Source organism: Photorhabdus heterorhabditis (assembly GCF_018448905.1).
Taxonomy (GTDB): Bacteria; Pseudomonadota; Gammaproteobacteria; order Enterobacterales; family Enterobacteriaceae; genus Photorhabdus; species Photorhabdus heterorhabditis.
In genome coordinates, this window is record NZ_RCWA01000008.1 from 47,881 (window position 1) to 72,738 (window position 24,858).

Here is a 24,858-nt window from a genome sequence, read left to right on the forward strand (position 1 = left end):
AATTACATACACCACACCGTTATGTAGAATAATAGACTGAATTTATCGAATTTTGTTCCTCCTATTTTGAGTTTTACTCACTGAATTTACATAAAATGACAGATATTTAGATATACATAACTATGTAACTTTATGTCTTACTTAATGTTAAAAAATTGATCTTCTTTAAAGGGATAAATCCATTAATAACCGCTATGCTAAAAACCCGTGCATCGTCACATTAACCTACAAAGGAAAAATTATGATAAAGAATTTCATGTTATATGCTGCGCTACTTTGCTCTCCCACTTTAGCATTCGCTCACAACATTTCCCTGGAACAACAAGTTCCTGCGGTCAGTATTTCTGATAAAGGAGAATTGCTACTCAATAATAACAAGTTTAGCTACCAAAATTGGGATAGTGAAAAACTGATTGGAAAAGTGAGAGTCATACAACATATTGCAGGTCGCAGTGCAGCTAAAGAGATGAATGCTCCATTGATAGAAGAGATAAAACATGCTGATTTTCCAAAGGAAAAATATCAAACAACCACTATCATCAATACTAATGATGCAATATTCGGTACTGGGCCATTTGTCCGTAGCAGTATTGAAGACAGTAAAAGAGAGTTTCCATGGTCCCAATTTATCGCTGATAGCAATGGCGTAGCCAAAAAATTATGGCAGTTGGAGCCTAAAAGTTCTGCCATTATTGTCCTGGATAAAAACGGCGTAGCGAAGTTTGCCAAAGAAGGGGCATTAAGTGGTAGCGAAGTCAAACACGTCATTGAATTAGTTCGTAAAGAATTACAATAAAAACATTCGTGGTGATAACGACGTGCAGATACGTTTCGATTTGCAATTATCACCACGATCTTTACTAAAAAACCGCCGCAGCTAAAAAATTGTTACTCTAAATCCCGGATTCAAAAATGATTCACGAGGCGTATAATCCAGAGTTTGGCCTTTCCAGTTTGTCACATGAGCACCAGCAGCAATTGCTACAGCATGGCCCGCCGCGGTATCCCAGATATGAGTTGGTCCAAAGCGAGGATAAAGTTGTGCCTTTCCTTCGGCCACCAAGCAGAATTTCAATGAAGAACCAACAGAAACCGTCTGATGTTCACCTAACTGATTGAGATAATCTTCCAATTCTGTATCCCTATGAGAGCGGCTAACAACCACCATCGGGGGATTGGCATCACGAATTTTAATCGGTAGCCACTGACCACCACCGGTTTTTTTCCATGCCTGCCGCCCCAGCCCTGAATAAAGGGTATCCCGCACAGGAGCATATACCACCCCCATCACCGGGATTCCCTCATCAATCAAAGCAATATTAACCGTGAACTCACCATTACGATTAATAAACTCCTTAGTCCCATCCAGAGGGTCAACTAACCAATAACGCTTCCAATAACGCCTTTCTTCCCAAGCAGGCGGCTCTTCTTCCGACAACAGCGGAATTTCCGGTGCAATGAGGGATAATCCAGCTTTAATTATTTTATGAGCCGCAATATCAGCCACAGTAACCGGTGAATCATCCTGCTTATGCTCAACTTTCAAAGGATGTTCATCCTGATAAATTGTCATAATAGCCGCGCCAGCTTCCCGGGCCAGTTGGCAGATTTGTTCTAGCATCATACACCTCTGCGGTTAGTTATCATTTTATACCCGTTATCTTTCAAGTTGCCCTTTGTTGGCTGCACTCACTCACCCCAGTCACAGAGTTATCTATGCTCCCGGAGATTCGCTCCCTTGCTGTCGCGATCCATCTTGAAATCCATAAGGTATAGACTATATTACTGATTGAGCTTTTCTGGAATTGTAAGAATTTTATTACCATCATCAAAACAAAAACAGCCGGATATACCGGCCATTTTTAAGTCATATTCCTGGATAAAATTATAGAATATCCAGTAACTCCACTTCAAAAATCAGCGCGCTGTATGGAGGAATCGATGCACCAGCACCATTCTCACCATAAGCCAAATTATGTGGGATATAAAGTTCCCATTTAGAACCAACAGGCATCAAGGTTAATGCTTCGATCCATCCGGCAATCACACCATTTACTGGAAATTCAGCAGGTTCACCACGTTGAATTGAACTGTCGAACACAGTGCCATCAATTAAGCGGCCAGTATAATGAACACGTACATGGTCAGTACGGGCAGGAATTGCACCATCACCCTGTTTCAGTACAGAGAACTGCAAACCAGATTCTGTCGTACTTATACCATCACGCTGAGCGTTTTCTGCCAGAAACTTCTGACCCTCTTCTGCCATAGCCTGCTGACGTTCACGGCGCACACCATCCGCACGTTCATGCATTTCACGTAAAGCACGATGCAGTGTTTCAACTGGCACCGCTGGAGACTGACTTTCCAACGCATCACATAACCCTGCTAACAGTGCTTCCGGCTCCAGACCTTGCAGGCCAGATTCCAATAATTGCTGACCAACTTGCAAGCCAACCCCATAACTTGCTTGTGCTTCGATAGAGTCAAAAGAAAGTTTTGCCATGAAAATACCTGTGATTAAATCAAATTAGGCTTGCAAGCATAGCAGTGCTATGTAACAGGGTAAACTGTAGATATCATCAGAGGGAAATATTCAAGCCACGATTTTTCACTCTCTGGAGGTAGAACAAAGGATTACGGTAGTTTTTTCACTAAAAAATATAGAGTTCAATTAAGAATATTGCTCAAGATTAGCGTCTTTACTTCTTAAAATTTCAATATAAATACTCTCTTTAAAAATATTTTTACTTATAATTGATTATATGAATAAAATATTACTGATATAAAATTAGTTTTATTGAAAATATTGTTTAATGGGAGAAATCTTATGAATACTTTATTTAATGAAGCCTTATTGGAAATTCAGAAGACCAAAACCATACCAGAATTAGAAGATAAGGTACTAAATGCTATAAATTATCTTGACTTTGAATTCTACTCAATTTATCAAGAAGAAAAATACCCATTCACGACAAAAAAATATGTTCTAATAACCAATTTAAACACAGAATCCATGGGTGGTTATAATAGAAATGACCATCATGACAGTGATCAACTAATGAATGGTGATTTTATTTTCTCTATCCCTTCAATTTGTAATGATAAAACATCAGAGCATACTGATTTCATGATTAAAAAAACCAATCAAAATGAGATTAGAAACAGTATTTCAATTAAAATCAAAGGCTACCATGGAGAAAGATCAATTTTTTCAGTGTCCAGAAAAGAAGGCGCTATCTCCCACAATGAAATACTTAACAAAGCAGGAATGTTAGGAATATTAGCGAATGAATGCATAAAAACGTTTAATAACTTAAAAAATAAAAAGGATAAGATAATCGTTCCAACACTGTCCACAAGAGAAGTCGAAGTAATAAGATGGACTTGCGAAGGAAAAACATCTGCTGAAATAGCCAATATACTGGATATATCAACAAGAACAGTTAATTTCCACATTAATAATGTTATGGAAAAATTAGTTGTCCCCAACAAAGTTGCTGCGGTTGCCAAAGCAATAGCGTATAACCTGATTATATAATAATTATAACCAAATTGAGGCTCTAATCAGATGGAACTATGAAATATAGTTCGCCAAAATGCTTTGACAACCATCATTAATCTCATTCACCAGGGATTCACATTTGATATATTCATCATTAATATGCACACAAATATAATCACAGAAATCATTATTACTCTTAAGTATTTATTAAGTGTATGAATTCTTATCCAAATTAATTTTCATTGCAATTATTTCATAATCTAAATGATCAACCAAAATTTCCTACAAAAATTTGATTGCCGCCACGCTGCGTAACCGATTGAGCAAAAACAACAGGAATTTTACTTCTACCTTTGACAGCCACGACACCAAGATTTCCCCGACCGCAGTTAGGTTTAATCATCACACCATACGGAACAAAATCATAAAACTCTTCCAACTACTGAACTTCATTAAAGATAAAAATGAAGCACTATTGGTCGAGGTATACACTATACAAGCACAGTAAACATAATAATTTTATGAAAATTCTGTGTATCATTAGTATTACCTCAACCTTATTATCTATCCCATTAAGCTATACCCTTCATCCTTCAAGTTACTGCTTTGTTGGCTGCGTTCACTTACCCCGGTCACAAAGTTATCTATGCTCCCGGGGATTCGTTCCCTTGCCGTCGCGATCCATCTTGAAATCCATAGGGTATAACAAATAATTCTCTAATTAACTGAACCAATTACGCCTGCTGGGATAGACTTTTACCACTAAAAAATTAATGAATAGATTTAATCAAATAATTGCCCAGAACTAAATAATCAATATTTGTTTTCATGAAAGTTTTAATAGCATCATCAGGAGAACAAACGATTGGTTCACTATCGTTATAAGAGGTATTCAGCAACATAGGAACACCTGTTTTCCGATAAAATTCTTCAATCAACTGAGCATAACCTGAATTTGACCCGCTATCTACAACCTGAACTCTAGCAGTACCATCCTCATGAACGACTGCCGGAATTTGCAATGCTTTATCTACTTTAGCATCCATCGCCAACAGCATATATTTTGCAGCTTCAGGTAATTCTTTCCGAACATGGAACCAATCAGCCACATGCTGACGTAGTACGCTAGGCGCAAACGGTCTGAACATTTCACGATGTTTAACTTTACGATTCATCAAATCCCGAATATCTTTATTTCTCGGATCTGCCAACAAACTACGATTACCAAGCGCTCGCGGCCCAAACTCCATTCTCCCCTGGAACCAGCCAACCACATTATTTTCAGCCAATAAACCTGCCACTACTTCATAAATATTCTCTTCATATGTCCACTCCAAACCATAGGCTTTCAAACTACGCTGGTAATCATCTTCACTATATTCAAGCCCCCAATATGTGTGAGTCAAAGGATAACGTTGATTATTTCCAAGAATCTGATGCCAAATAAATAATGCGGCACCTGTAGCAGTCCCTGCATCATGTGCGGCAGGCTGAACAAAGATATCTTCGATATCCAATTCCTCATATAATCGTTTATTCGTTATGCAATTTAATGCAACACCACCCGCAAGACAGAGTTTATTCGTTGCTGTTTCCTGCAAATAATGACGAGCCATATTTAAAACTATCTCATCAGTTATTTGCTGAAGAGATGCAGCAATATCATAGTATTCCTGTGCAACTTCTCCACCAGGCACTCTTTTCTCAATACCAAACAGGGATTCTAATTTAGAAAATTCTTCGATGCGGAAATCAAGAATGGTGTGGTCGATAGTAAACTCGCCTTTCTCACCAACCTTAACTAATTGTCGAAACGCCGGCATAAAACCTTCAGGTTTACCATAAGCGGACATTCCCATCACCTTACAAGCATCGTATACAGAGAAACCCAGAAATTCTGCCAATTTCTCCCACATAAAACCGATTGAATTAGGATATTCAATGGTTTTAATTTTTTTCATGCTATTACCATCGCCCAGATATACCCCTGCGGTATTATCCTCTCCAACACCATCCAGTGATAATGTTAGCGCTTTATCAAATGGCGAAACAAAATAAGCAGATGCCGCATGGGCGGTGTGATGTGGAACCCAATGAAATTGACCACGAAATCCCATTGATTGTAAAATCTCTGGCACTGAAGTGATTTTACGATAGAAAATTGATTCACCTGATTCACTTCCCCAGCTTCCTTCATTCGTTACTTCATCAATGAAGATTGACTTTCTTCGTTCTATCGGATCAATAGAATATCCGATATGGCTCACATCTTCCAAACTAATACCTGCAAAGTTTAATGCAACTTCAATGGAAGCTAATGGTAATTCATCTGGATTATCAATATTTGCTGGTTTACCGTGTTTCCTCCTATTCAATCGCTCCTCTTCAATAGCAAAAATAGTTTTTCCATCTTTTAATAAACAAACTGCTGATTCATGGTAAACAGAATTTATACCTAAAACATACATGGCCTATTATCCTCATAGTTATTTTATCTTGAATATCAAGCAGCACAAGCTACCACCAATCGCTAAGAATTTAATCATATTGCATTTGACGAAATTGTAACCATAACGTTCAACATTTACAGAACAATCATGCATTAGAGTATGTTTACCTATTGAAATGTTATTACATGAAAATAATTATTTGGCATCATATTATGACATTGATATTCTTCGTTCAAATGTTTCAGCAATATAATATTAGTTTTCTTTAGTAAGTATTTCTGGGTAATAAATGACAGTGCACTCATCAATAAATTGAAATTCTATGACCATATAAAAAAACATTATCCTGAATATGCAACTAAGATTTATCCCTCAGCTCTGGATACCCTTTTTTATTTATTACTTCTTTATATGATCCAAGACTATAACCCAATTTTTCCAAATAATCTATAGTACTGACTTTCACCCTAACGATCAGCATACCGGAAACTACTGGCAAAAAATTTGTTATTAAGATTCATCAAAAAATTCATCTCATTTTAGGTTTAGCGCTTTGTTTATTATAGATATTAAATTTCTTTTCAAATACCTCGGTATGATTTTGACTATATAACCCTCCCCGGTTATATATTGCTAGATTATGACCATAAATACGGGTCTTTGAAGTACGAAAGCAAACATTGACATACTTATAACCTAACTCAAGCGTAACCTCACCATTGACATTTTGGTTCATGCTATCAATAAAATGGTTTAAATGAGTTAATAAAGGATTATACCAAAGGCCAGAATAAACTAGTTCACCCCATTTTTTATCGATTATCTCTTTAAACCAATTTTCGTTACAATTACTACAATAGCATTCCAAATCACGGTGAGCGGTAATTAAGATATGTGCAGCAGGTGATTGATAAATTGCACGTGTTTCCAAGCCAACAACACCATCTTCAACAATTTCAAAAATACCAATTGATAGTCTTTTACCAATTTCATTTAATATTTCAATAATTTCATATAATGATTTTTTTTCACCATCAAGTGATATAGGTATACCATTCTCAAAATCTAATGACAAAAATATTGGTTCAGTAGCTGATAGTGCACGCTCAAATAATTTCTCTTTGATATCTTCAGGAAGTAACATTTCTGAATTTTCCAACGGACTACACTCGATACTGAATCCGCCTATATTTTCATGGATAGAATAAGGGTTATTACAATCAGATTCTTGAGGAATACCATACCGCATAGCATAATTATATACGATATTTTCATCGTATTTAAACTCTCTCAATGCAGCAATAGGTATTTTATTCAGAATTTCTATATTCATATCTATTCTGACTTGATCATTACCACTGAATTGATGTGCAATATAATCAATATTAAGATCATTTGCCACTTCAACTGCCGCTTCAGCAATTGCTGATCGGGAAAGTTCAGTACTAAGAAAACAACCATTTTGATAAGTAGCATTCGCTTTTATCGCTTTTGAAATAAAATTTTCAACATATTGTATTCTATAATCTTTATAAATAAATTTATCAGCACCCGCAACCATGCACTCCAATTCAATGTCTTCAATATCCTCAATATCTCTTACTTTACCCTCATCAATATAAAGAGAAATCACCTCTTTAAATTCATACTTAAGACTTCTGATGATAAGAGGATTGTAGCGGCGATTATAATAAATCACCAAAACACTATTAGAATTCATTTAGCGAGTCCCCCTCTCTTATAATAATTTCTTCTAAGCCAGGCTCCATTGTGCTTTGCTGAATTAATTCTGAGAAATTACTTTCAGATAACCAGGCGTTGTTATAAATGGTGTCTATGTAACGTTCCCCACCATCAGGAATAATGACAACAATATTATCTCCAGGATTAAAATCATCTAAAGGATCTAATGCAGCATAAACCGAACACGCTCCCGTTTCTCCAATCAAAATGCCTTCACTTCTAGCTAATTTTTTTGCCTTCCCGAATACATCAATATCTGCAACCTTTAAAGTAAAATCGATGTGATTGATATCGAGAATAGAAGGTGTAAATGGCAGCCCCGCTTCCTGTACCAAAAATTTTCCTTGTTCACCACCGAAAATAATAGATCCAACAGGTTCAACACCATAAATTCGCACTTGTGGGTTTTTCTCTTTCGAATAACGGGAGACCCCAGTAAGCGTTCCACAACCTCCTGCCGTCGTAAAACAAGCTGCCAAATTATCACCAAAGGTTTCACACAACTCACGTCCTGTAGAGTGATAATGTTCATCGGGATTAACCGGATTCTCAAATTGCATGGGACTGAACGCATTTGGATATGTTTTTACAATATTTTTGGCTAAATCTATAATATTTCTACCTGTCTTCATACCCATTTTGTCTCTCATTTTCTGACTAATGTGAAAAATATACAACGATGACAAGGTATTTTTATTCTAAAATAAGCAAAGTACTTTTATGTTTCATTAATAGATTAATTCATCAATGAAATTACCTACTTTAGAAATAATCCCATAAAATAATATCATTCCTATTATAAGTAATTTCATTTATCTACGCTCTTATAAAATAATTAATTAACATAGATAATGATTATAAATTCCCGCCCAGAAGTCTACTGTCAATATTGACAGTTTAGTCTAAAAAACCATATAAGTCTTTAAAATTATTATTGGAATATAAAGATTATTAATTTTCTTATTTCTATATAATTATATAAAAATCGATTATTATAAAGATAATAGTAATAATCATATAAAAAAATATTACTAATTAATCTTATATAATAAGAATATAAATTATATTTTCAAGCAGGTAAATTAGAAAATATCCAGCAATAAATCCCCATATTACAATTGGATTGGTAATACCATATTATTAGAGAAGGGAAAAATCAATTCAATTATTACCCACTAATCAACGGTTTTTTTACTAATACCAAGAAATAAAACGAACTAAAAGGTAAAACAATAGTAGAATACTCTGGAAAAAGCATAGGCAGAATAGCAATCAGATTTAACGGAAACTATCAGAGAAAATCTTATAGCCGAATAAGGTAATATTGAATTGGCAAAACAAAAAACGCCAGCATTGCCAGCGTTTTTTACTTGTTTGCATCCGTTAATTAGATATTAAGCTTCAGCAACAATGTTAACGTTCAGTTTCGCGAATACATCGCTGTGTACCTGGAAGTGAACTTCATGTTCACCAGTGGTACGCAGAACACCATTAGGCAAGCGAACTTCGCTTTTAGATACTTCAATACCTGCCGCAGTAACTGCATCAGCGATATCACGAGTACCAACAGAACCAAACAGTTTACCTTCGTCACCTGCTTTAGAAGCAATAGTAACAGAACCCAGCTCACTGATTTTCTCAGCGCGAGCTTCTGCTGCTGCCAGAACATCAGCCAGTTTAGCTTCTAGTTCAGCGCGGCGAGCTTCGAAGAATTCGATGTTTTTCTTAGTCGCAGGAACAGCTTTTCCCTGTGGTACTAAGTAGTTACGGGCATAGCCCGGTTTAACGTTAACTTGATCACCCAGGCTACCCAGGTTAGCTACTTTATCAAGCAGAATAATTTGCATTACCTTATCCTCTCAGAGTCGTTAATGGACTGTGCCGATTACTGATGACGATCAGTGTAAGGCAACAAAGACAGGTAGCGTGCGCGCTTGATAGCACGAGCGAGCTGACGCTGATATTTTGCACGGGTGCCAGTGATACGGCTTGGTACAATTTTACCACTCTCGGTGATGTAATTTTTCAGCGTAGCGATGTCTTTATAATCAATCTCTTGAACGCCTTCCGCGGTGAAACGGCAGAACTTGCGACGACGGAAATAACGTGCCATTTGGCTAGTCTCCAGAATCTATCAATTCAATCTGCTCGGCATGAAGAACCAGTTTGTTAAGACCATTGCGACCTTGATGGCAACTAATGAATCCTGAAACGGTTAATCGACTGCCGACCGTTATACTGTGAATTAAAACTTGTAACGCTTGTCCGCTGGCAATGACTGGCATTCTGCACCATGCTTGCCTGCTTAGACCGGCTTCCTGTTGCTGTGAACGATGCTCAAGTACAAACTGGCAATGAGGGATGCCGGCTGGACTGACTTTTCGAATAGGGGCTTTGCACACTATGCCAGAAAGCACCAAACGATTAGTTGTCACAGTTATTACTCTTCAGAATCCCCAGCTTCTTCAGCATCAACGCCGGCGTCTTCCAGAGAGTAATCGCGGCTGCGACGTTCATCTTTGGCTTTAACCATTGGAGATGCTTCAGTTACCGCGTGCTTAACGCGCATAATCATGCTGCGGATAACGGCATCGTTGAAGCGGAAGTTAGTTTCCAGCTCATCAACCGCTTCCTGCGGAGCTTCAACGTTCATCAGAACGTAGTGGGCTTTGTGCAGTTTGTTGATTGGATAAGCCAGTTGACGGCGACCCCAGTCTTCCAGACGGTGAATCTGACCTTGCGCGTTAGTGATAGTCGCACTGTAACGCTCGATCATGCCCGGAACCTGTTCGCTTTGGTCAGGATGGACCATAAAAACGATTTCGTAATGACGCATTAGTATTGCTCCTTACGGATTATTCAGCCTCCTGTCAGGGTCAACCGCGGCCCGTGGAGGCAAGGAACTTGTTTAAGTGCGGCTGAAAAATTGACGCGTAACTATACCCGCCTCGCATAAAAAACTCAAGGAGCGAACAACGCTTTATATTTTTCGTTACTGCGAACTACGCTGACGCATCGCTTCAAACAGGCAAACACCCGTTGCAACAGACACATTAAGGGATGAGACAGAACCCGCCATAGGAATACTAATCAATTCATCACAGTGTTCACGGGTCAAACGGCGCATACCTTCCCCTTCCGCCCCCATCACCAAAGCAATGGGGCCTGTTAGTTTGCTCTGATATAGCGTATGGTCAGCTTCCCCAGCTGTACCAACCACCCAAATATTATGTTCCTGCAACAAACGCAGAGTTCGGGCAAGATTAGTTACACGAACAAGTGGTACGCTCTCCGCAGCGCCACATGCCACCTTTTTCGCCGTAGCATTAAGCTGAGCGGAACGGTCTCGGGGAACAATAACCGCATGCACACCTGCCGCATCAGCACTACGCAAACAAGCGCCCAGATTATGTGGATCTGTCACACCATCAAGCACCAGCAAAAAAGGCGTTTCCACCTGTGCCAGTAAATCTGGTAAGTCATTTTCCTGATATTGACACCCCGACTTCACTTTGGCGATAATCCCCTGATGCACAGCACCTTCCGTTTGATTATCCAGCCACTGACGATTTGCCAATTGGACAACTATCCCAATGTTTTCCAGTTCATTAATCAGAGGCATCAAACGACGATCTTCGCGCCCTTTCAGTACATAAACTTCTATAAAACGCTGAGGATCGCGCTCCAGTAAAGCTTTAACGGCATGAATACCGTAGATAATTTCACTCATAATCTTCTTATTTCACTGTTATACAGTACTGACTGATACTTTGAGCCTATCCATCAGGCTCTCTGTATTCAAGACACTAAAATATTCAGGCTACCTCGGAAGGAATAGCCCTTTGATTACTTCTCTGCACTTTTCTTAGCCCGTTTCGCTTTGAATTTAGAGGCAATTTTTTGTGTTTCGGCTGAAGGTTTTTTCTTATCTTTTTTCTTATTCCCTTTCGGCTTATCCGCAGGTTTCTTTTTACGGAAAGCACCATCAGGTTCAAAGCGAGTCTCTTTGCTATAACCACGCCCTTTCTTACCGTCCCTACGGCCAGGCTCTGCTTTTTTCAGCTTGTCACGCGTTGTTTTACCTGCATTCCGGGCTTTGCGGGTAGTGGAAAGCAATTTAAAATCAATATTACGCTCATCCATATGGACAGCTTCCACTCGGATTTCAACTTCATCCCCCAACCGGTAAGTTTGACCAGAAGATTCACCAATTAAACGCTGCCCCACATTATCAAAGCGATAATAATCATTATGCAGTGTGGAAACATGTACTAAGCCGTCGATAAACAGATCATTCAAGCGAACAAAGAAGCCGAAGCCTGTCACACTGGTGATAATTCCGGTAAAAATATTGCCCACCTGATCCTGCATGAAATCACACTTAAGCCAATCAGCAACATCTCTCGTCGCTTCATCTGCACGGCGCTCAGTCATAGAACAGTGTTCGCCCAGTTGCAGCATATGCTCCACATCGCTATGCCATCCACCGGTTGCTGTTCCGCACTGCTCAACAATACCTTCCTGTTTTGCCAACAGATATTTTATCGCCCGATGCAGTACCAAATCAGGATAGCGTCGGATAGGTGAAGTAAAGTGCGCATAAGAGTTTAATGACAGGCCAAAGTGACCTCGATTTTCCGGGTCATAAATTGCCTGTTTCATTGAACGCAGCAACATGGTTTGCAGTAATTCACGATCGGGACGTTCCGCCACTTGATGCATCAGTTGTGCATAATCCTTCGGCGTTGGCGTCATGCCACCCGGCAAAGTCAATCCCAATTCGCTAAAAACAGAACGCAGGTTAAGAATGCTTTCTTCTCTTGGTCGATCATGAATACGGTAAAGCACCGGTTCTCTGTTTTTCTCTACGAAACGCGCAGCAGCAATATTCGCCAGAATCATGCACTCTTCAATCAGTTTATGCGCGTCATTGCGAACAACTGGTTCAATCCGCTCAATTCGGCGTTCAGCATTAAAGATAAACTTCGCCTCTTCCGATTCAAAAGAGATCGCACCACGCTGCTCCCGGGCACTTTCCAATGCCTGATAAAGTTCATGTAAGTGCTCAATATGCTGAACCAAAGGCTTATATTGCTCACGCAACTCTTCATCTCCCTGCAACATACGCCATACTTTGGTATATGTCAGGCGGGCATGAGAATTCATGACTGCTTCATAAAATTTATAAGATGACAATTTTCCTTGAGCTGAAACTGTCATCTCACACACCATACAAAGACGATCAACCTGTGGGTTCAACGAACAAAGGCCATTGGAAAGCACCTCTGGCAACATAGGAACAACCTGAGACGGGAAGTAAACCGAGTTACTCCGGTTACAGGCTTCTGTATCCAATGCCGTTTGTGGGCGAACATAGTAACTGACATCAGCAATAGCAACCCATAAACGCCAACCACCGCTTCGCTTCCTCTCGCAATAAACGGCGTCATCAAAATCACGAGCATCTTCACCATCAATAGTCACCAATGGTAGAGCACGCAGATCAACACGGTCTTCTTTCGCAGATTCAGGCACCTGTTCATCCAGAGATGCCACCTGATTTTCCACTTGTGGTGGCCAATTGTGTGGAATTTCATGAGTACGCAAGGCAATTTCCACTGCCATATTCGTTCCCATGGTTTCACCCAACACTTCAACAATTTTACCAACCGCTTTTGTGCGGCGCGTTGGGCGTGCAGTTAATTCCACCACGACCACGTTCCCCATACGAGCACCACAACTCTCATCTCTCGGGATCAAGATATCGAAGCTCAAGCGACTGTCATCCGGTACGACAAACCCCATGTCAGAGTCAAGAAAATAACGGCCAACAATCTGACTGGTCTTAGGTACCAATACACGAACAATACGCGCTTCACTGCGCCCTTTACGATCTGAAGGCAATGGCTGCGCCAATACGACATCACCATGAATAGCCATTTTCAACTGCTCAGCAGAAAGATAAAAATCGTCTTTGTATCCTTCCACCCTTAGGAAACCATAACCATCCCTGTGACCAATAACGCTACCTTTTAATAAATCCAGTCTTTCTGGCAAGGCGTAACATTGACGGCGGGTGAAAACCAGTTGACCATCACGTTCCATTGCCCGCAAACGGCGACGTAATGCTTCAAGATCCTCATCATTGGTCAGATTCAGCTCTTGTGCCAGTTCCTGGCGACTTACAGGTACAGCACATTTAGAGATAATGTCTAAGATGTACTCACGGCTTGGAATAGGCGATTCATATTTTTCCGCTTCTCGTTTCTGAAAAGGATCTTGTGACATGGTAGTTGTTCCTCCGTTGTCATCAGCAAGCTGCTTACGCCATTTCTTCATTCGGTCAGAAGCAGCTTATAAAGGGGGATATTGCCTTCAACCATATCAGCTAAAGTATGCTTATCCAGTTCTTCTAAAAACTTCTCTATTGCCTGATTTAATACCATCTTCAGACGACATGCAGACGTAATATGGCAAGATTCCTGGCTACAGTTAACCAATGACAATGGTTCTAGCGCACGAACTACATCACCAATTCTGATATCTTTTGCCGGTTTACCCAGACGAATGCCGCCGTTTTTACCACGGACAGCGTCCACTAATCCTAAATGGCTCAATTGGTTAATGATCTTTACCATGTGGTTACGAGAAACACCATAAACATCAGTAACTTCAGAAATACTGGTCATCTGGCTTTGCGGTAAAGCAGCCATATAAATTAGCGCGCGCAAGCCATAATCTGTAAAACTCGTTAACTGCACATCAACCTCTGGATAATGAGATATAAGTTAATATATCCGAGAACAAACTGAAAAAATAAGTATTTGTTCAAATTATATACCATGAATTGGCCAAAATTCTGTTGATCTTCTGGTAGTTAAGCAAAAAAGGCCATAATAAATAGCAAAAAACCGGGCTGAAAAGCCCGGCTTTACCTAATTATCTCACATAATCAGGCATCAAACGGATCACGCAGAATCATTGTCTCTGAACGATCTGGACCTGTAGAAATAATATCAACAGGAACACCAGTAAGCTCTTCTACACGTTTGATATAGTCCAACGCTGCCAGAGGCAATTTGCTATGCTCTTTCACACCGAAAGTACTTTCGTCCCAGCCAGGCATTGTCTCATAAACGGGTTCAATACCTTCCCAATCATCTGCTGCCAAAGGGGTCGTTTCAACCACTCGGCCATCAGGCATACGGTAGCCAACACAAATTTTTACTTCTTTTAAGCCATCCAGCACGTCTAACTTGGTCATACAGAAACCTGACAGCGAGTTGATCTGTACCGCACGGCGGATAGCAATGATGTCCAGCCAACCGGTACGACGGCTACGGCCAGTAGTCGCACCAAACTCTTGACCCTTTTCACGCAGGTAGTTGCCAGTTTCATCAAACAACTCCGTTGGGAATGGGCCAGCACCTACACGGGTAGAATAAGCCTTAATGATCCCCAGAACATAATCAACATAGCATGGACCTAAACCGGAACCTGTTGCAACGCCACCAGCCGTAGTGTTGGAAGAGGTCACGTATGGATAGGTACCGTGGTCGATATCCAACAAAGTGCCTTGTGCTCCTTCGAACATAATCAATTCACCTTTCTGAGTTGCTTTGTACAGCAGGTCAGAAACGTCAACGACCATACTCGTCAGGATATCGGCAACAGCCATGATTTCGTCAAGAGTTTTTTGGTAATCAACCGCAGGTTCTTTGTAATAATGAACCAGTTGAAAGTTGTGATATTCGATAATTTCTTTTAGTTTAGCTGCGAATGCTTCTTTATCAAACAAGTCACCAACACGTAAGCCGCGACGTGCAACTTTGTCTTCATACGCAGGACCGATACCACGACCAGTCGTACCAATAGCTTTCGCACCACGGGCTTTCTCGCGGGCATTATCTAATGCAACATGGTATGGAAGAATAAGCGGACAAGCTTCTGAAATAAGCAGACGTTCGCGAACAGGAACACCACGGGACTCTAATGCGTTCATCTCTTTCATCAGTGCATCAGGCGCTAACACGACCCCGTTTGCAATGATGCTAATAACATTTTCACGCAAGATCCCGGATGGGATTAAGTGGAGAACGGTTTTTTCACCGTTAATAACCAGTGTATGACCAGCATTATGGCCACCTTGATAACGAACAACATACTTAGCTCGTTCAGTCAGCAAGTCGACGATCTTGCCCTTGCCCTCGTCACCCCATTGGGTGCCCAATACGACAACGTTCTTACCCATTTCAAAATTCACTCGGTTGCTTAAAAATGGATTCTAACATCTCATTCCACACCTTTCAGTAATTTTTATCACATCGGTTATCTTTGTTAACCACCTGACATGACAAGGCCCGCCTAATGCGGGCCTTACTTATAGATTCAAAAATCTATCAGCGCTGAACTGCACGTTTTTCAGGTGCCTTCATATAACGGAAGAAATCAGTATCTGGACTTAACACCAGAACATCTTTTCCATCTTCACTGAAGCTTTTCTCGTAAGCACGTAAACTACGGATAAAAGCATAGAAATCCGGGTCCTGACTGAATGCATCAGCAAACAGTTTAGCCGCCTCTGCATCACCGGAACCACGCAAAGTACGGGCTTCACGCTCCGCTTTTGCCAACGTTTCGGTGACCTGCTTATCCGCTGCTGCGCGCAATTTCTCTGCTTCTTCCAGGCCCTGAGAGCGATGACGACGAGCTACCGCTTCACGTTCCGCACGCATACGCTGGAAAATAGCTTCTGAAACTTCTAACGGCAGGTTGATCTGCTTGATTCGCACATCAACAACCTCAATACCCAGAGCTGCCATACTGTTCGGATTAATAGCCGATTGTTTACCCGCCGTTTCTTTCTCTACTCGAGCTACAGCAGATGCGATAGCATCATCCGCTTCACTGGTCGTTGCTACTTCACTGTCAGTGGTACCTTTATTCAACGCATCACGAACATCGGTAGTCAATTTGCCACGTGAATCAGTAACAATACCGCGAACATCCAAACGACCAATTTCAGAACGTAAACGGTCACTGAACTTACGTTTCAGCAAAACTTCAGCCTGAGAAATATCACCATTACCAGTAGCCAGATAATAACGGCTAAAATCGATAATGCGCCATTTCAGGTAAGAATCGACAATCAAGTCTTTGTTTTCACTGGTCAGGAACCGATCCGCCTGAATATCCATAGTTTGAATACGGGCATCAAGGGTTTTCACTGTTTCAATGAATGGCACTTTAAAATGAAAACCAGGTTCATACACAATCGGTTTATTTTCCGCATCACGGACAACCTTACTAAAACGTAGAACAATACCGCGCTGTCCTTCATGCACGACAAACACTGAGGTATATAAAACTACCAGTACAGCGACAATAATAACAATGAATGGCTTACGCATGATTATTGTCTCCCTACTCTAACAGTGTCATTACGCAGATTATCTGTCCGGTTCGAACTTAACGGTATTGTCGGACGAGTAACTCGTGGGCTGAGACCTGCTGAATTACCTGGCTGGCTTTCCACGCCCGTTTTACCTTTACCGCTGGCTGTATCGCTGCGGAACATTTGATCCAATGGCAGGACCATCAGATTATTATTATTCTCACTAGCAATAACCTTACGAGTATGACTCAGCACCTTTTCCATAGTCTCAATGTACAGACGCTCACGAGTAATTTCTGGGGCTGCTTTATATTCAGGCAACATTTTGGCAAAACTTGCTACCTCACCCTGTGCCTCCAATACCACTCGAGCTTTATAAGCTTTAGCATCTTCAATTAGCCGCTGAGCCTGACCATTTGCACGTGGCTGAACTTCATTAGCGTAAGCTTCCGCTTCACGAATGTATTGCTGTTCGTTTTCACGGGCGGCAATCGCATCGTCAAATGAAGCTTTTACTTCCTCTGGTGGACGGGCAGTCTGGAAGTTAACATCCAACAGAGTAATACCCATGTTGTATGGACGAATAGTTTCTTCCAGTACCCGTTGGGTATCGCTACGTACAATAGTACGACCTTCAGTCAGAATTTTATCCATGGTGTATTTACCTATCACACCACGCACTGCGCTGTCTGTTGCCTGACGCAAGCTGTTATCAGGGCTTGTTACGCTATAGAGATAAGCAGCTGGATTAGTCACACGGTATTGAACGTTCATTTCTACACGAACAACGTTCTCATCAGAAGTCAGCATCACACCAGATGCCGCCAGCTCACGAACAGACTCTACGTTAACTGGAACAACTTCATCAATGAACGTTGGTTTCCAGTTCAGACCTGGCTGCACAATATGGCTCAATTTGCCCAAACGGGTAACAACGCCACGTTCTGTTTCTTTAATCGTATAGAAACCACTAGCGGCCCAAATAACGACTATAGCAACAGCAGCAAGGCTCATAATACGCCCGCCAAATTTTGTTCCTTGGTCAGAACCATTACCGCCCTTATTCCCACCGAAACCACCAAGTTTACTACTCAGCTTACGGAACAGATCGTCGAGATCAGATGCCCCACGGTTTCGACCACCTTTGTTCCCGCCAGAGTTGCCGCTATTATTATTGCTGCTCCCCCACGGGTCGCGGTCCTGTCCGTTGTTCCCGGGCTGATTCCACGCCATGTTTTAGCTCCATTCTTTTATGATTGGTTTTTCAGGCTAAGAGCTGCTTGTAAACAAGCTAACTCTCAATCACACAAGTTTTCTGATATTCATCTGCCAGACAAATCAGACGATGTAATCAAGCAAATCCTGTTCTTGTTTGCACAGACGGCGCCAGTCAACAATCGGCATTCTCACTTCGATACCAACTTTGCCGCCCTCTTCTATCCACTCTTTCTCTATTGCCTGAAGTTGATAGAAGCGGCTGCGTAAACGGCCCGCCTCTGGCGGCAAGCGCAATTCGTAGTGTGCGATTTCACCCGAAAGGCGCTCCGTCAACGCTTGTAACAACAACGGGATACCTTCACCGGTTTGCGCAGACAACCAAACTCTGACCGGTAAGTTATCTTCGTTGCGATCAATACGCGGTGTAAAATCTCCCAACATATCAATCTTATTCATCACCAGCAGTACCGGAATTTCATGAGCGTCTATCTCTTCCAGTACGCTGTCAACTGCGGCAATATTTTCGTCTATACGACTATCCGCAGCATCAACGACATGCAGCAATAATGTTGCCTGCCGGGTTTCCTGCAATGTGGCTTTAAATGCCGCAACCAGATCATGAGGCAAATGACGGATAAAACCAACAGTATCAGCCAACACAGCAGTGCCAACATCATCAACTTCAATCCGCCGCAGCGTTGGGTCCAGAGTAGCAAATAATTGATCAGCCGCATAAACTTCAGCGGAAGTCATACGGTTAAACAAGCTCGATTTACCGGCATTGGTATATCCCACCAGTGAAATCGTCGGTATATCCGCTTTATTCCGCGCCTGACGCCCCTGCTCTCGCTGTTTCTCAACCCGGTTGAGACGGCTCAAAATCTGGCGAATTTTATCCCGCAATAAACGCCTATCCGTCTCAAGCTGAGTTTCCCCAGGCCCTCTTAGGCCAATCCCACCTTTCTGGCGTTCAAGGTGAGTCCATCCCCGAATAAGACGGGTAGAAAGATGGCGTAACTGCGCCAATTCTACCTGTAACTTCCCTTCGTGAGTCCGTGCCCGCTGGGCAAAAATATCTAGAATCACGCCGGTACGGTCGATCACCCGACATTGACAGAGCCGTTCAAGATTGCGCTCCTGTGCAGGACTGAGTGCATGATTAAACAACACAACATCAGCACCACTGGCCTGTACAGCCTCAGCAATCTCCTCAGCCTTACCTTCTCCGACAAAATATTTCGGATGAGGGGCTTTTCTACTCCCCGTGACAATCTGTACAGGAACTACACCAGCAGAAGTTACCAGTGATTCAAACTCACTGAGATTATCGGTGTCTTTATCCTGCGAGAAGAACACATGCACCACAACGGCTTGTTCACCGCCTTCATAACGCTCAAACAAAGGTGCGACCTCTCAGGCTGAGTCAAAAATTACAGGAAAAAACATAGGTAAAACCTCCCTACCTATGTTTTTCTTCATTCAGTCACTATTCTCAAGCTTATTCAGCGCCATCACTGTCCTGTTGTGCGGCTGGAGCTGAGGCTCCCCCGGAGTGATAATTACCTACACTGGCCCCTACACCTGTATTGCTACTGTGATGAGAAACCGGACGAGAAGGTACAACAGTAGAGATGGCATGTTTATAAACCATCTGGCTAACCGTATTTTTCAGTAAAATGACAAACTGGTCAAAAGATTCAATCTGACCCTGCAATTTGATGCCGTTGACCAAATAAATAGAAACCGGGACCCTTTCACGCCGTAATGCGTTCAGGAACGGATCTTGCAAAGATTGCCCCTTAGCCATTCTATATTTTCCTTATTTTGTTGTTTTTAACTAAGAACCTGGAGGTTCGAAAAAATGAACTACTCAAAAATTGCGCTTTGGTACTCATCAATTGTACACAATCAATAAACCTATGCACTAACAACCTGCATTACTGTGCTTAAAGCCTGTTCAGGTTGGGAACTATCCAACCAATGAACCGACTTCCAACCTCTGAGCCAAGTTATTTGACGCTTTGCCAACTGGCGCGTCGCACAAATACCGCGATAAACCATTTCATCATAGTCAATCTCGCCGGAAAGGTAGGACCACATCTGGCGATAACCAACACAACGAATAGAAGGTAAGTCCACATGCAGATCATTACGAGCATAAAGTGCTTTAGCTTCTTCTTCAAACCCTGATTCAAGCATTTGATGAAAACGCGCTTCAATACGTTGATGAAGGATCTCACGCTTTGCGGGAGCAATAGCAAATTGATGGACACGATAAGGAAGCTCTTCACCTGACAATTTAGTCAGTTCAGTAAGCGTTTTACCTGAAATAAGAAAAACTTCCAACGCCCGGGAAAGTCTTTGCGGATCATTCGGATGAATTCTTAATGCAGCCACAGGATCAATCTTCTGTAATTGTTGATGTAATATATCCCATCCTTGTTCTACCGCCTGTTGTTCTATCTGCGCCCGAATAACCGGATCAGCAGAAGGCAACGGTGATAAACCTTCAAGTAATGCTTTGAAATAGAGCATAGTTCCACCAACCAATAGAGGAATACGGCCGGAAGCTGTAATTTCTGCCATTTCTCTCAACGCGTCACGACGGAAATCAGCCGCAGAATAGGGTTGAGAAGGGTCCAAAATATCGATCAAACGATGAGGTGCCAATGTTTGCTCTTCCGCTGTCGGTTTAGCCGTGCCGATATTCATTCCATGATAAATCAGCGCAGAATCAACACTGATAAGTTCCACAGGAAGATGCTGGCGTAAAGCAATAGATAAGGCTGTTTTGCCAGAAGCCGTCGGGCCCATAACAAAGATTGCCGTCGGCAAATGTTGAGTTTTCTGATCACTCATGAGTAAGGGATGCCACCACTGCTTGTAAATCAATTAATTGTAATAACCCACCTGGCGGAGATTTCACCAGTTGTGGGCAAAGCCGCTCAACATCAGCCAACAACTGTACTGCCTGAGCAACATTCCACGTTTCATGCTCACTACCAATATGGCAAGCAAGCCAAGTTACAACCTGTTCTGCCGATACTGATGGCTGCTGTGCCAAGTAACCCAGCAACTGAGGAATTAATTTAGGCAAATTTTGCTGACGCAATGGTAACGATACCGCACGTAGTGTTGCTTTTCCATGAGATACAGATGCTTCAACACCAAAAGAGCCTAATAAGTCACTATAACGATTTAAAGCACCAGCTTCTTCTTTACTGAGAGAAAGTTTTAGCGGTATCAAAAGTGGCTGTGATTTCAGTCCTTGCTCCGTTGGTGTTAACTGTACTTGTTTTAACCAACGTTCAGCAACTGGTAAGGATAACAAGCCAATGCCTAATGGAGATTCAATCAGAGCATAACATGGCGGATATATGCTTAACACTTTACCAAAACTATGGCTGTTATTTCTAACCGAAACAGGAGCAGAAGTCACCTTTTCCGCCATAACAGGAACGGTTCTTGCCGGAAACAACTCTCTTTTCTCTTCAGTCTCCGGTGCAGATTGCATCATCTTTTGATACAACTCACCCTGACGTTTCTGATAAACGTTCCCATGATACTGGTAGTTTTCACCACTACGAGAAAAACCCGAGCTCCCCTTACCTGACGGAGCTTCTTTTGGTAATGAAGTTGCCACAGATGCAGCGTTATTCTGCCGGGAAAAATGATTTTCTCCCGCTGATGGGCGGTTTTCCGGCTCCCAAACCGGTGCAGGCTCACAGCATGCCATATCCAGTTCAGCACTGCCGCTGCGTTGTTTTAATACGGCTGTCACACCCTGATAAATAAAATCATGTACCAAACGGGCTTGATGGAAACGAACTTCATGCTTTGCCGGATGCACATTAACATCCACCTGATGCGGATCAACTTCCAGATACAAAACATAAGCCGGCTGTTGTTCTCCCCGTATCAAATCTTGATAAGCTTGGCGAATAGCATGATTGATCAAGCGATCACGCATCATGCGTCCATTCACATAACAGTACTGAATATCTCCACTCGCAGTAGCATTCATTGGGTCAGCAACCCACCCTTTGATAGATAAATCTCCGTGTTGCCACGAAAGAGAAAGCGCCTGCTGCATAAAAGCGGTACCACAAATAGAAGCCAACCGCCGTTCATGCTGGGATTCATCTTTTGCTGGCCGGTACTGGCGAACCAGTTTGCCGTTATGATGCAGATTGACTGATACATCCAGACGTGCCAACGCAATACGTCTGATAACTTCGTCAATATGACCAAATTCCGTTTTCTCTGTTCGAAGGAATTTGCGTCGTGCCGGTGTGTTATAAAACAAATCCAACACTTCGACAGTACTGCCCACCGGATGCGCAGCCGGCTTCACAGCCACTTCCATATCCCGCCCTTCAGCGTATGCTTGCCAGGCTTCATTCTGTTCTTCTGTACGAGAAGTTAATGTCAAACGCGATACTGAGCTGATACTGGCCAGCGCCTCTCCACGAAATCCCATACTAATAATAGCTTCCAGATCATCCAGTGTTGCAATCTTACTGGTGGCATGACGAGCCAGAGCCAGAGCAAGATCCTGGTGATTAATTCCACAGCCATTATCACGGACACGAATAAGCTTTACTCCACCGCGCTCAATTTCAATATCAATGCGGCTAGCTCCAGCATCAAGGCTATTCTCCACCAACTCTTTTACTACTGATGCAGGACGTTCTACTACTTCTCCTGCAGCAATTTGGTTTGCTAATTGAGGAGGTAAGATCTTGATCGCCATATTTTTAACCTTTACTTCCCAGCTGTTTTAGGTGCAGCCTGTAATGGATTTTCCAGAAAATAGTTACGCAATCCTCTGTGGATAGCACTTGCCAGCTTATCCTGAAAATCACTAGAACCAAGTAATGTTTCTTCAGCTGAGTTACTGATAAATCCTGTTTCTACCAAAATTGAAGGTATATCCGGTGAACGTAATACACCCAGACTAGCATGTTCTGGCAAACGTTTATGTAATGAACCAATTTTACGCAATTCGCTCAAAACCTGTACAGCAACATTATAACCCACCCGTTGAGAGTGACCGAATTGCAAATCCAACACAGCTTGGCTCAGATAAGGATCAGCCCCATTTGCCAATGCATCACCTGCCCCTCCCAATAACTCAGACTGTTTCTCATGCTGTTCAAGCCAATTACCCAATTCACTGTTTGCACGTTTGTTTGACAATACCCACACCGAGGCACCACGCGCACTGTGATTAGGTGCAGCATCCGCATGAATAGAAACCAGCATATTTGCACTATGCTTACGCGCAACCTCGGAACGACCAACGACAGAAATAAAATAGTCTCCGTTACGGGTCAGAACAGGTTTGAACATAGGATCATTGCGTAACAACATTTCAAGTTTACGCGCTACACTGATAGTAACGTTCTTCTCTTTCAGTCCACGCTGTCCAATTGCTCCAGGATCTTGCCCGCCATGGCCTGCATCAATAGCAACAACGACCTGCTGACGGCCTTTAGGTATTATTTGTGGAGCTGCCTTTTTTGTCGCAGGCAATTTATTGTTAGTAAGTAACGGCTTACTTGCTGCCACCTGTGAACTTTCTCTGAAAACAGGATTGCTAACAGACATGCCGGAAGCCCGTAAGGTAAAGATAACTCGATGTTCACTCCCCGATTTCTGCACTATAGAGTTGACTTTAACTTTATGATTTAGTTCAAGCACGATACGTTTTTTTTGTGGCACTGGTGATTGACTGGATCGGATTTTCCTCACTAAATCCTGTCCCGGCAAGCTCATTGGCAAGCCAATAATATTTCCAGACTGGTGGATATCTACGACTAAACGTTCCGGTGAATGTAGTGGGAAAAAACTATAATCAGGGCGACCACCTGAAAAAACCATGGTCACTTTAGATTCACTTCTACTATTACTGACGTGAATATTGGATAACGTTGCCGCTGTTGCTGTTGTCACCACTAAACTGCTCATCATGACAAATAACCAGCAAATCATCATAAAACGAATTTGCCATCTCTTTATCATTTTTGCGACTAAAGCACGCATCATACTCGGGTGATCTCTCATAAATATTTCAAATTATCTAACAGGCTCTCACCATATTCAGACAAAGCAATAAAATGCGCCTGCCGCCCCTCAGACTGGTAACTCAAATATAATTTAATATCTGCATCCGGTAACACGCCTTCTCCTTGCTGAGGCCATTCAACCAGACAAATAGCATCCTGATGAAAATAATCACGTATTCCCATAAATTCTAATTCTTCTGGATCAGCTAATCGGTAAAGATCGAAATGGTAAACCGGCCTAGGCGTTAAAGCATAAGGTTCAACCAAAGTATAAGTTGGGCTTTTTACATGTCCTTTATGACCCAAAGATTGTAAAAAACCACGACTAAATGTGGTCTTACCGGCACCTAAATCACCATACAAATAAATTACACTGCCACGATTACAGACAACCGCAACCGCACGCCCAAGAGAAACAGTCGCATCTTCATTTTGAAGTGACAAAACAAGTTCTTTCATCGAATAATATCTGCTGTTTTA

At 41.9% G+C, this 24,858-nt stretch carries 24 protein-coding genes; 2 read left to right on the forward strand and 22 right to left on the reverse strand.

Annotation, left to right across the window (positions count from 1 at the left end):
- The first annotated feature begins 241 nt into the window (after positions 1 to 241).
- A complete protein-coding gene (locus EAE89_RS07040) occupies positions 242 to 796 on the forward strand; it encodes a YtfJ family protein (RefSeq protein WP_054478334.1) in 555 nt (184 codons plus the stop codon).
- Between the two features lie 81 nt (positions 797 to 877).
- On the opposite strand, the gene cysQ is transcribed toward EAE89_RS07040, so the two are convergent.
- The gene (gene cysQ / locus EAE89_RS07045; protein ID WP_214085633.1) at positions 878 to 1,621 is read right to left on the reverse strand and encodes a 3'(2'),5'-bisphosphate nucleotidase CysQ; all 744 of its coding nucleotides are present in this window, start codon (positions 1,619 to 1,621) and stop codon (positions 878 to 880) included.
- 264 nt (positions 1,622 to 1,885) lie between these two features.
- Complete coding sequence (bamJ, locus tag EAE89_RS07050) at positions 1,886 to 2,506, reverse strand: BamJ family beta-barrel-assembly machinery protein (protein ID WP_054478337.1); 621 nt, start codon at positions 2,504 to 2,506, stop codon at positions 1,886 to 1,888.
- Between the two features lie 324 nt (positions 2,507 to 2,830).
- On the opposite strand from bamJ, the gene EAE89_RS07055 reads away from it, so the two are divergent.
- The gene (locus EAE89_RS07055; RefSeq protein ID WP_054478339.1) at positions 2,831 to 3,541 is read left to right on the forward strand and encodes a helix-turn-helix domain-containing protein; all 711 of its coding nucleotides are present in this window, start codon (positions 2,831 to 2,833) and stop codon (positions 3,539 to 3,541) included.
- Between the two features lie 232 nt (positions 3,542 to 3,773).
- Here the strand turns inward: EAE89_RS07055 and EAE89_RS23520 are convergent, their stop codons facing one another.
- The 20 genes from EAE89_RS23520 to tsaE form a co-directional block, all read right to left on the reverse strand.
- Positions 3,774 to 3,944: a hypothetical protein gene (locus EAE89_RS23520; RefSeq protein ID WP_235525437.1), complete on the reverse strand. Its 171-nt coding sequence runs from the start codon at positions 3,942 to 3,944 to the stop codon at positions 3,774 to 3,776.
- Positions 3,945 to 4,275: 331 nt separating this feature from the next.
- Positions 4,276 to 5,973 carry a carbamoyltransferase family protein gene (locus tag EAE89_RS07065; protein ID WP_214085598.1) on the reverse strand — a complete coding sequence of 566 codons (1,698 nt, stop codon included), beginning with the start codon at positions 5,971 to 5,973 and terminating at the stop codon, positions 4,276 to 4,278.
- A 511-nt stretch (positions 5,974 to 6,484) separates the two neighbouring features.
- Positions 6,485 to 7,675 carry an argininosuccinate synthase gene (locus EAE89_RS07070; protein WP_054478342.1) on the reverse strand — a complete coding sequence of 397 codons (1,191 nt, stop codon included), beginning with the start codon at positions 7,673 to 7,675 and terminating at the stop codon, positions 6,485 to 6,487.
- Positions 7,665 to 8,336 carry a pyridoxal-phosphate dependent enzyme gene (locus EAE89_RS07075; protein ID WP_235525438.1) on the reverse strand — a complete coding sequence of 224 codons (672 nt, stop codon included), beginning with the start codon at positions 8,334 to 8,336 and terminating at the stop codon, positions 7,665 to 7,667. Before EAE89_RS07075 ends, EAE89_RS07070 begins: the two co-directional genes overlap by 11 nt.
- Before the next feature lie 756 nt (positions 8,337 to 9,092).
- Positions 9,093 to 9,545, reverse strand: coding sequence for a 50S ribosomal protein L9 (rplI, locus tag EAE89_RS07080; protein WP_054478344.1), 453 nt, complete (start codon positions 9,543 to 9,545; stop codon positions 9,093 to 9,095).
- 38 nt (positions 9,546 to 9,583) lie between these two features.
- On the reverse strand, positions 9,584 to 9,811 hold the full coding sequence (rpsR, locus tag EAE89_RS07085) for a 30S ribosomal protein S18 (protein ID WP_000135199.1): 228 nt from the start codon (positions 9,809 to 9,811) through the stop codon (positions 9,584 to 9,586).
- Positions 9,812 to 9,815: 4 nt separating this feature from the next.
- Positions 9,816 to 10,133: a primosomal replication protein N gene (priB, locus tag EAE89_RS07090; protein WP_214085599.1), complete on the reverse strand. Its 318-nt coding sequence runs from the start codon at positions 10,131 to 10,133 to the stop codon at positions 9,816 to 9,818.
- 5 nt (positions 10,134 to 10,138) lie between these two features.
- Positions 10,139 to 10,534, reverse strand: coding sequence for a 30S ribosomal protein S6 (gene rpsF / locus EAE89_RS07095; RefSeq protein WP_015836147.1), 396 nt, complete (start codon positions 10,532 to 10,534; stop codon positions 10,139 to 10,141).
- Positions 10,535 to 10,690: 156 nt separating this feature from the next.
- Positions 10,691 to 11,428 carry a 23S rRNA (guanosine(2251)-2'-O)-methyltransferase RlmB gene (gene rlmB / locus EAE89_RS07100; RefSeq protein WP_054478347.1) on the reverse strand — a complete coding sequence of 246 codons (738 nt, stop codon included), beginning with the start codon at positions 11,426 to 11,428 and terminating at the stop codon, positions 10,691 to 10,693.
- A 116-nt stretch (positions 11,429 to 11,544) separates the two neighbouring features.
- Positions 11,545 to 13,986: a ribonuclease R gene (rnr, locus tag EAE89_RS07105; RefSeq protein WP_054478405.1), complete on the reverse strand. Its 2,442-nt coding sequence runs from the start codon at positions 13,984 to 13,986 to the stop codon at positions 11,545 to 11,547.
- A 47-nt stretch (positions 13,987 to 14,033) separates the two neighbouring features.
- Positions 14,034 to 14,459, reverse strand: a complete 426-nt coding sequence (nsrR, locus tag EAE89_RS07110; protein ID WP_054478350.1) for a nitric oxide-sensing transcriptional repressor NsrR — start codon at positions 14,457 to 14,459, stop codon at positions 14,034 to 14,036.
- Positions 14,460 to 14,650: 191 nt separating this feature from the next.
- Complete coding sequence (locus EAE89_RS07115) at positions 14,651 to 15,949, reverse strand: adenylosuccinate synthase (RefSeq protein ID WP_054478407.1); 1,299 nt, start codon at positions 15,947 to 15,949, stop codon at positions 14,651 to 14,653.
- 148 nt (positions 15,950 to 16,097) lie between these two features.
- Positions 16,098 to 17,108, reverse strand: a complete 1,011-nt coding sequence (gene hflC / locus EAE89_RS07120; protein WP_054478353.1) for a protease modulator HflC — start codon at positions 17,106 to 17,108, stop codon at positions 16,098 to 16,100.
- A gap of 2 nt (positions 17,109 to 17,110) precedes the next feature.
- Positions 17,111 to 18,325 (reverse strand): FtsH protease activity modulator HflK, encoded by a 1,215-nt coding sequence (gene hflK / locus EAE89_RS07125; protein ID WP_054478355.1) that lies wholly within the window; start codon positions 18,323 to 18,325, stop codon positions 17,111 to 17,113.
- A 105-nt stretch (positions 18,326 to 18,430) separates the two neighbouring features.
- On the reverse strand, positions 18,431 to 19,711 hold the full coding sequence (gene hflX, locus EAE89_RS07130; protein ID WP_214085600.1) for a ribosome rescue GTPase HflX: 1,281 nt from the start codon (positions 19,709 to 19,711) through the stop codon (positions 18,431 to 18,433).
- Positions 19,712 to 19,808: 97 nt separating this feature from the next.
- Positions 19,809 to 20,117, reverse strand: coding sequence for an RNA chaperone Hfq (hfq, locus tag EAE89_RS07135; protein WP_054478358.1), 309 nt, complete (start codon positions 20,115 to 20,117; stop codon positions 19,809 to 19,811).
- 110 nt (positions 20,118 to 20,227) lie between these two features.
- Complete coding sequence (miaA, locus tag EAE89_RS07140) at positions 20,228 to 21,169, reverse strand: tRNA (adenosine(37)-N6)-dimethylallyltransferase MiaA (protein ID WP_054478360.1); 942 nt, start codon at positions 21,167 to 21,169, stop codon at positions 20,228 to 20,230.
- Positions 21,162 to 23,063 (reverse strand): DNA mismatch repair endonuclease MutL, encoded by a 1,902-nt coding sequence (gene mutL / locus EAE89_RS07145; RefSeq protein ID WP_214085601.1) that lies wholly within the window; start codon positions 23,061 to 23,063, stop codon positions 21,162 to 21,164. The genes miaA and mutL overlap by 8 nt, the downstream gene beginning before the upstream one ends.
- Positions 23,064 to 23,074: 11 nt before the next feature.
- Entirely contained in the window at positions 23,075 to 24,376 is a 1,302-nt protein-coding gene (gene amiB / locus EAE89_RS07150; protein WP_244866256.1) for an N-acetylmuramoyl-L-alanine amidase AmiB, read from the reverse strand.
- Entirely contained in the window at positions 24,373 to 24,837 is a 465-nt protein-coding gene (gene tsaE / locus EAE89_RS07155; RefSeq protein WP_054478364.1) for a tRNA (adenosine(37)-N6)-threonylcarbamoyltransferase complex ATPase subunit type 1 TsaE, read from the reverse strand. Before tsaE ends, amiB begins: the two co-directional genes overlap by 4 nt.
- Positions 24,838 to 24,858 lie beyond the last annotated feature (21 nt).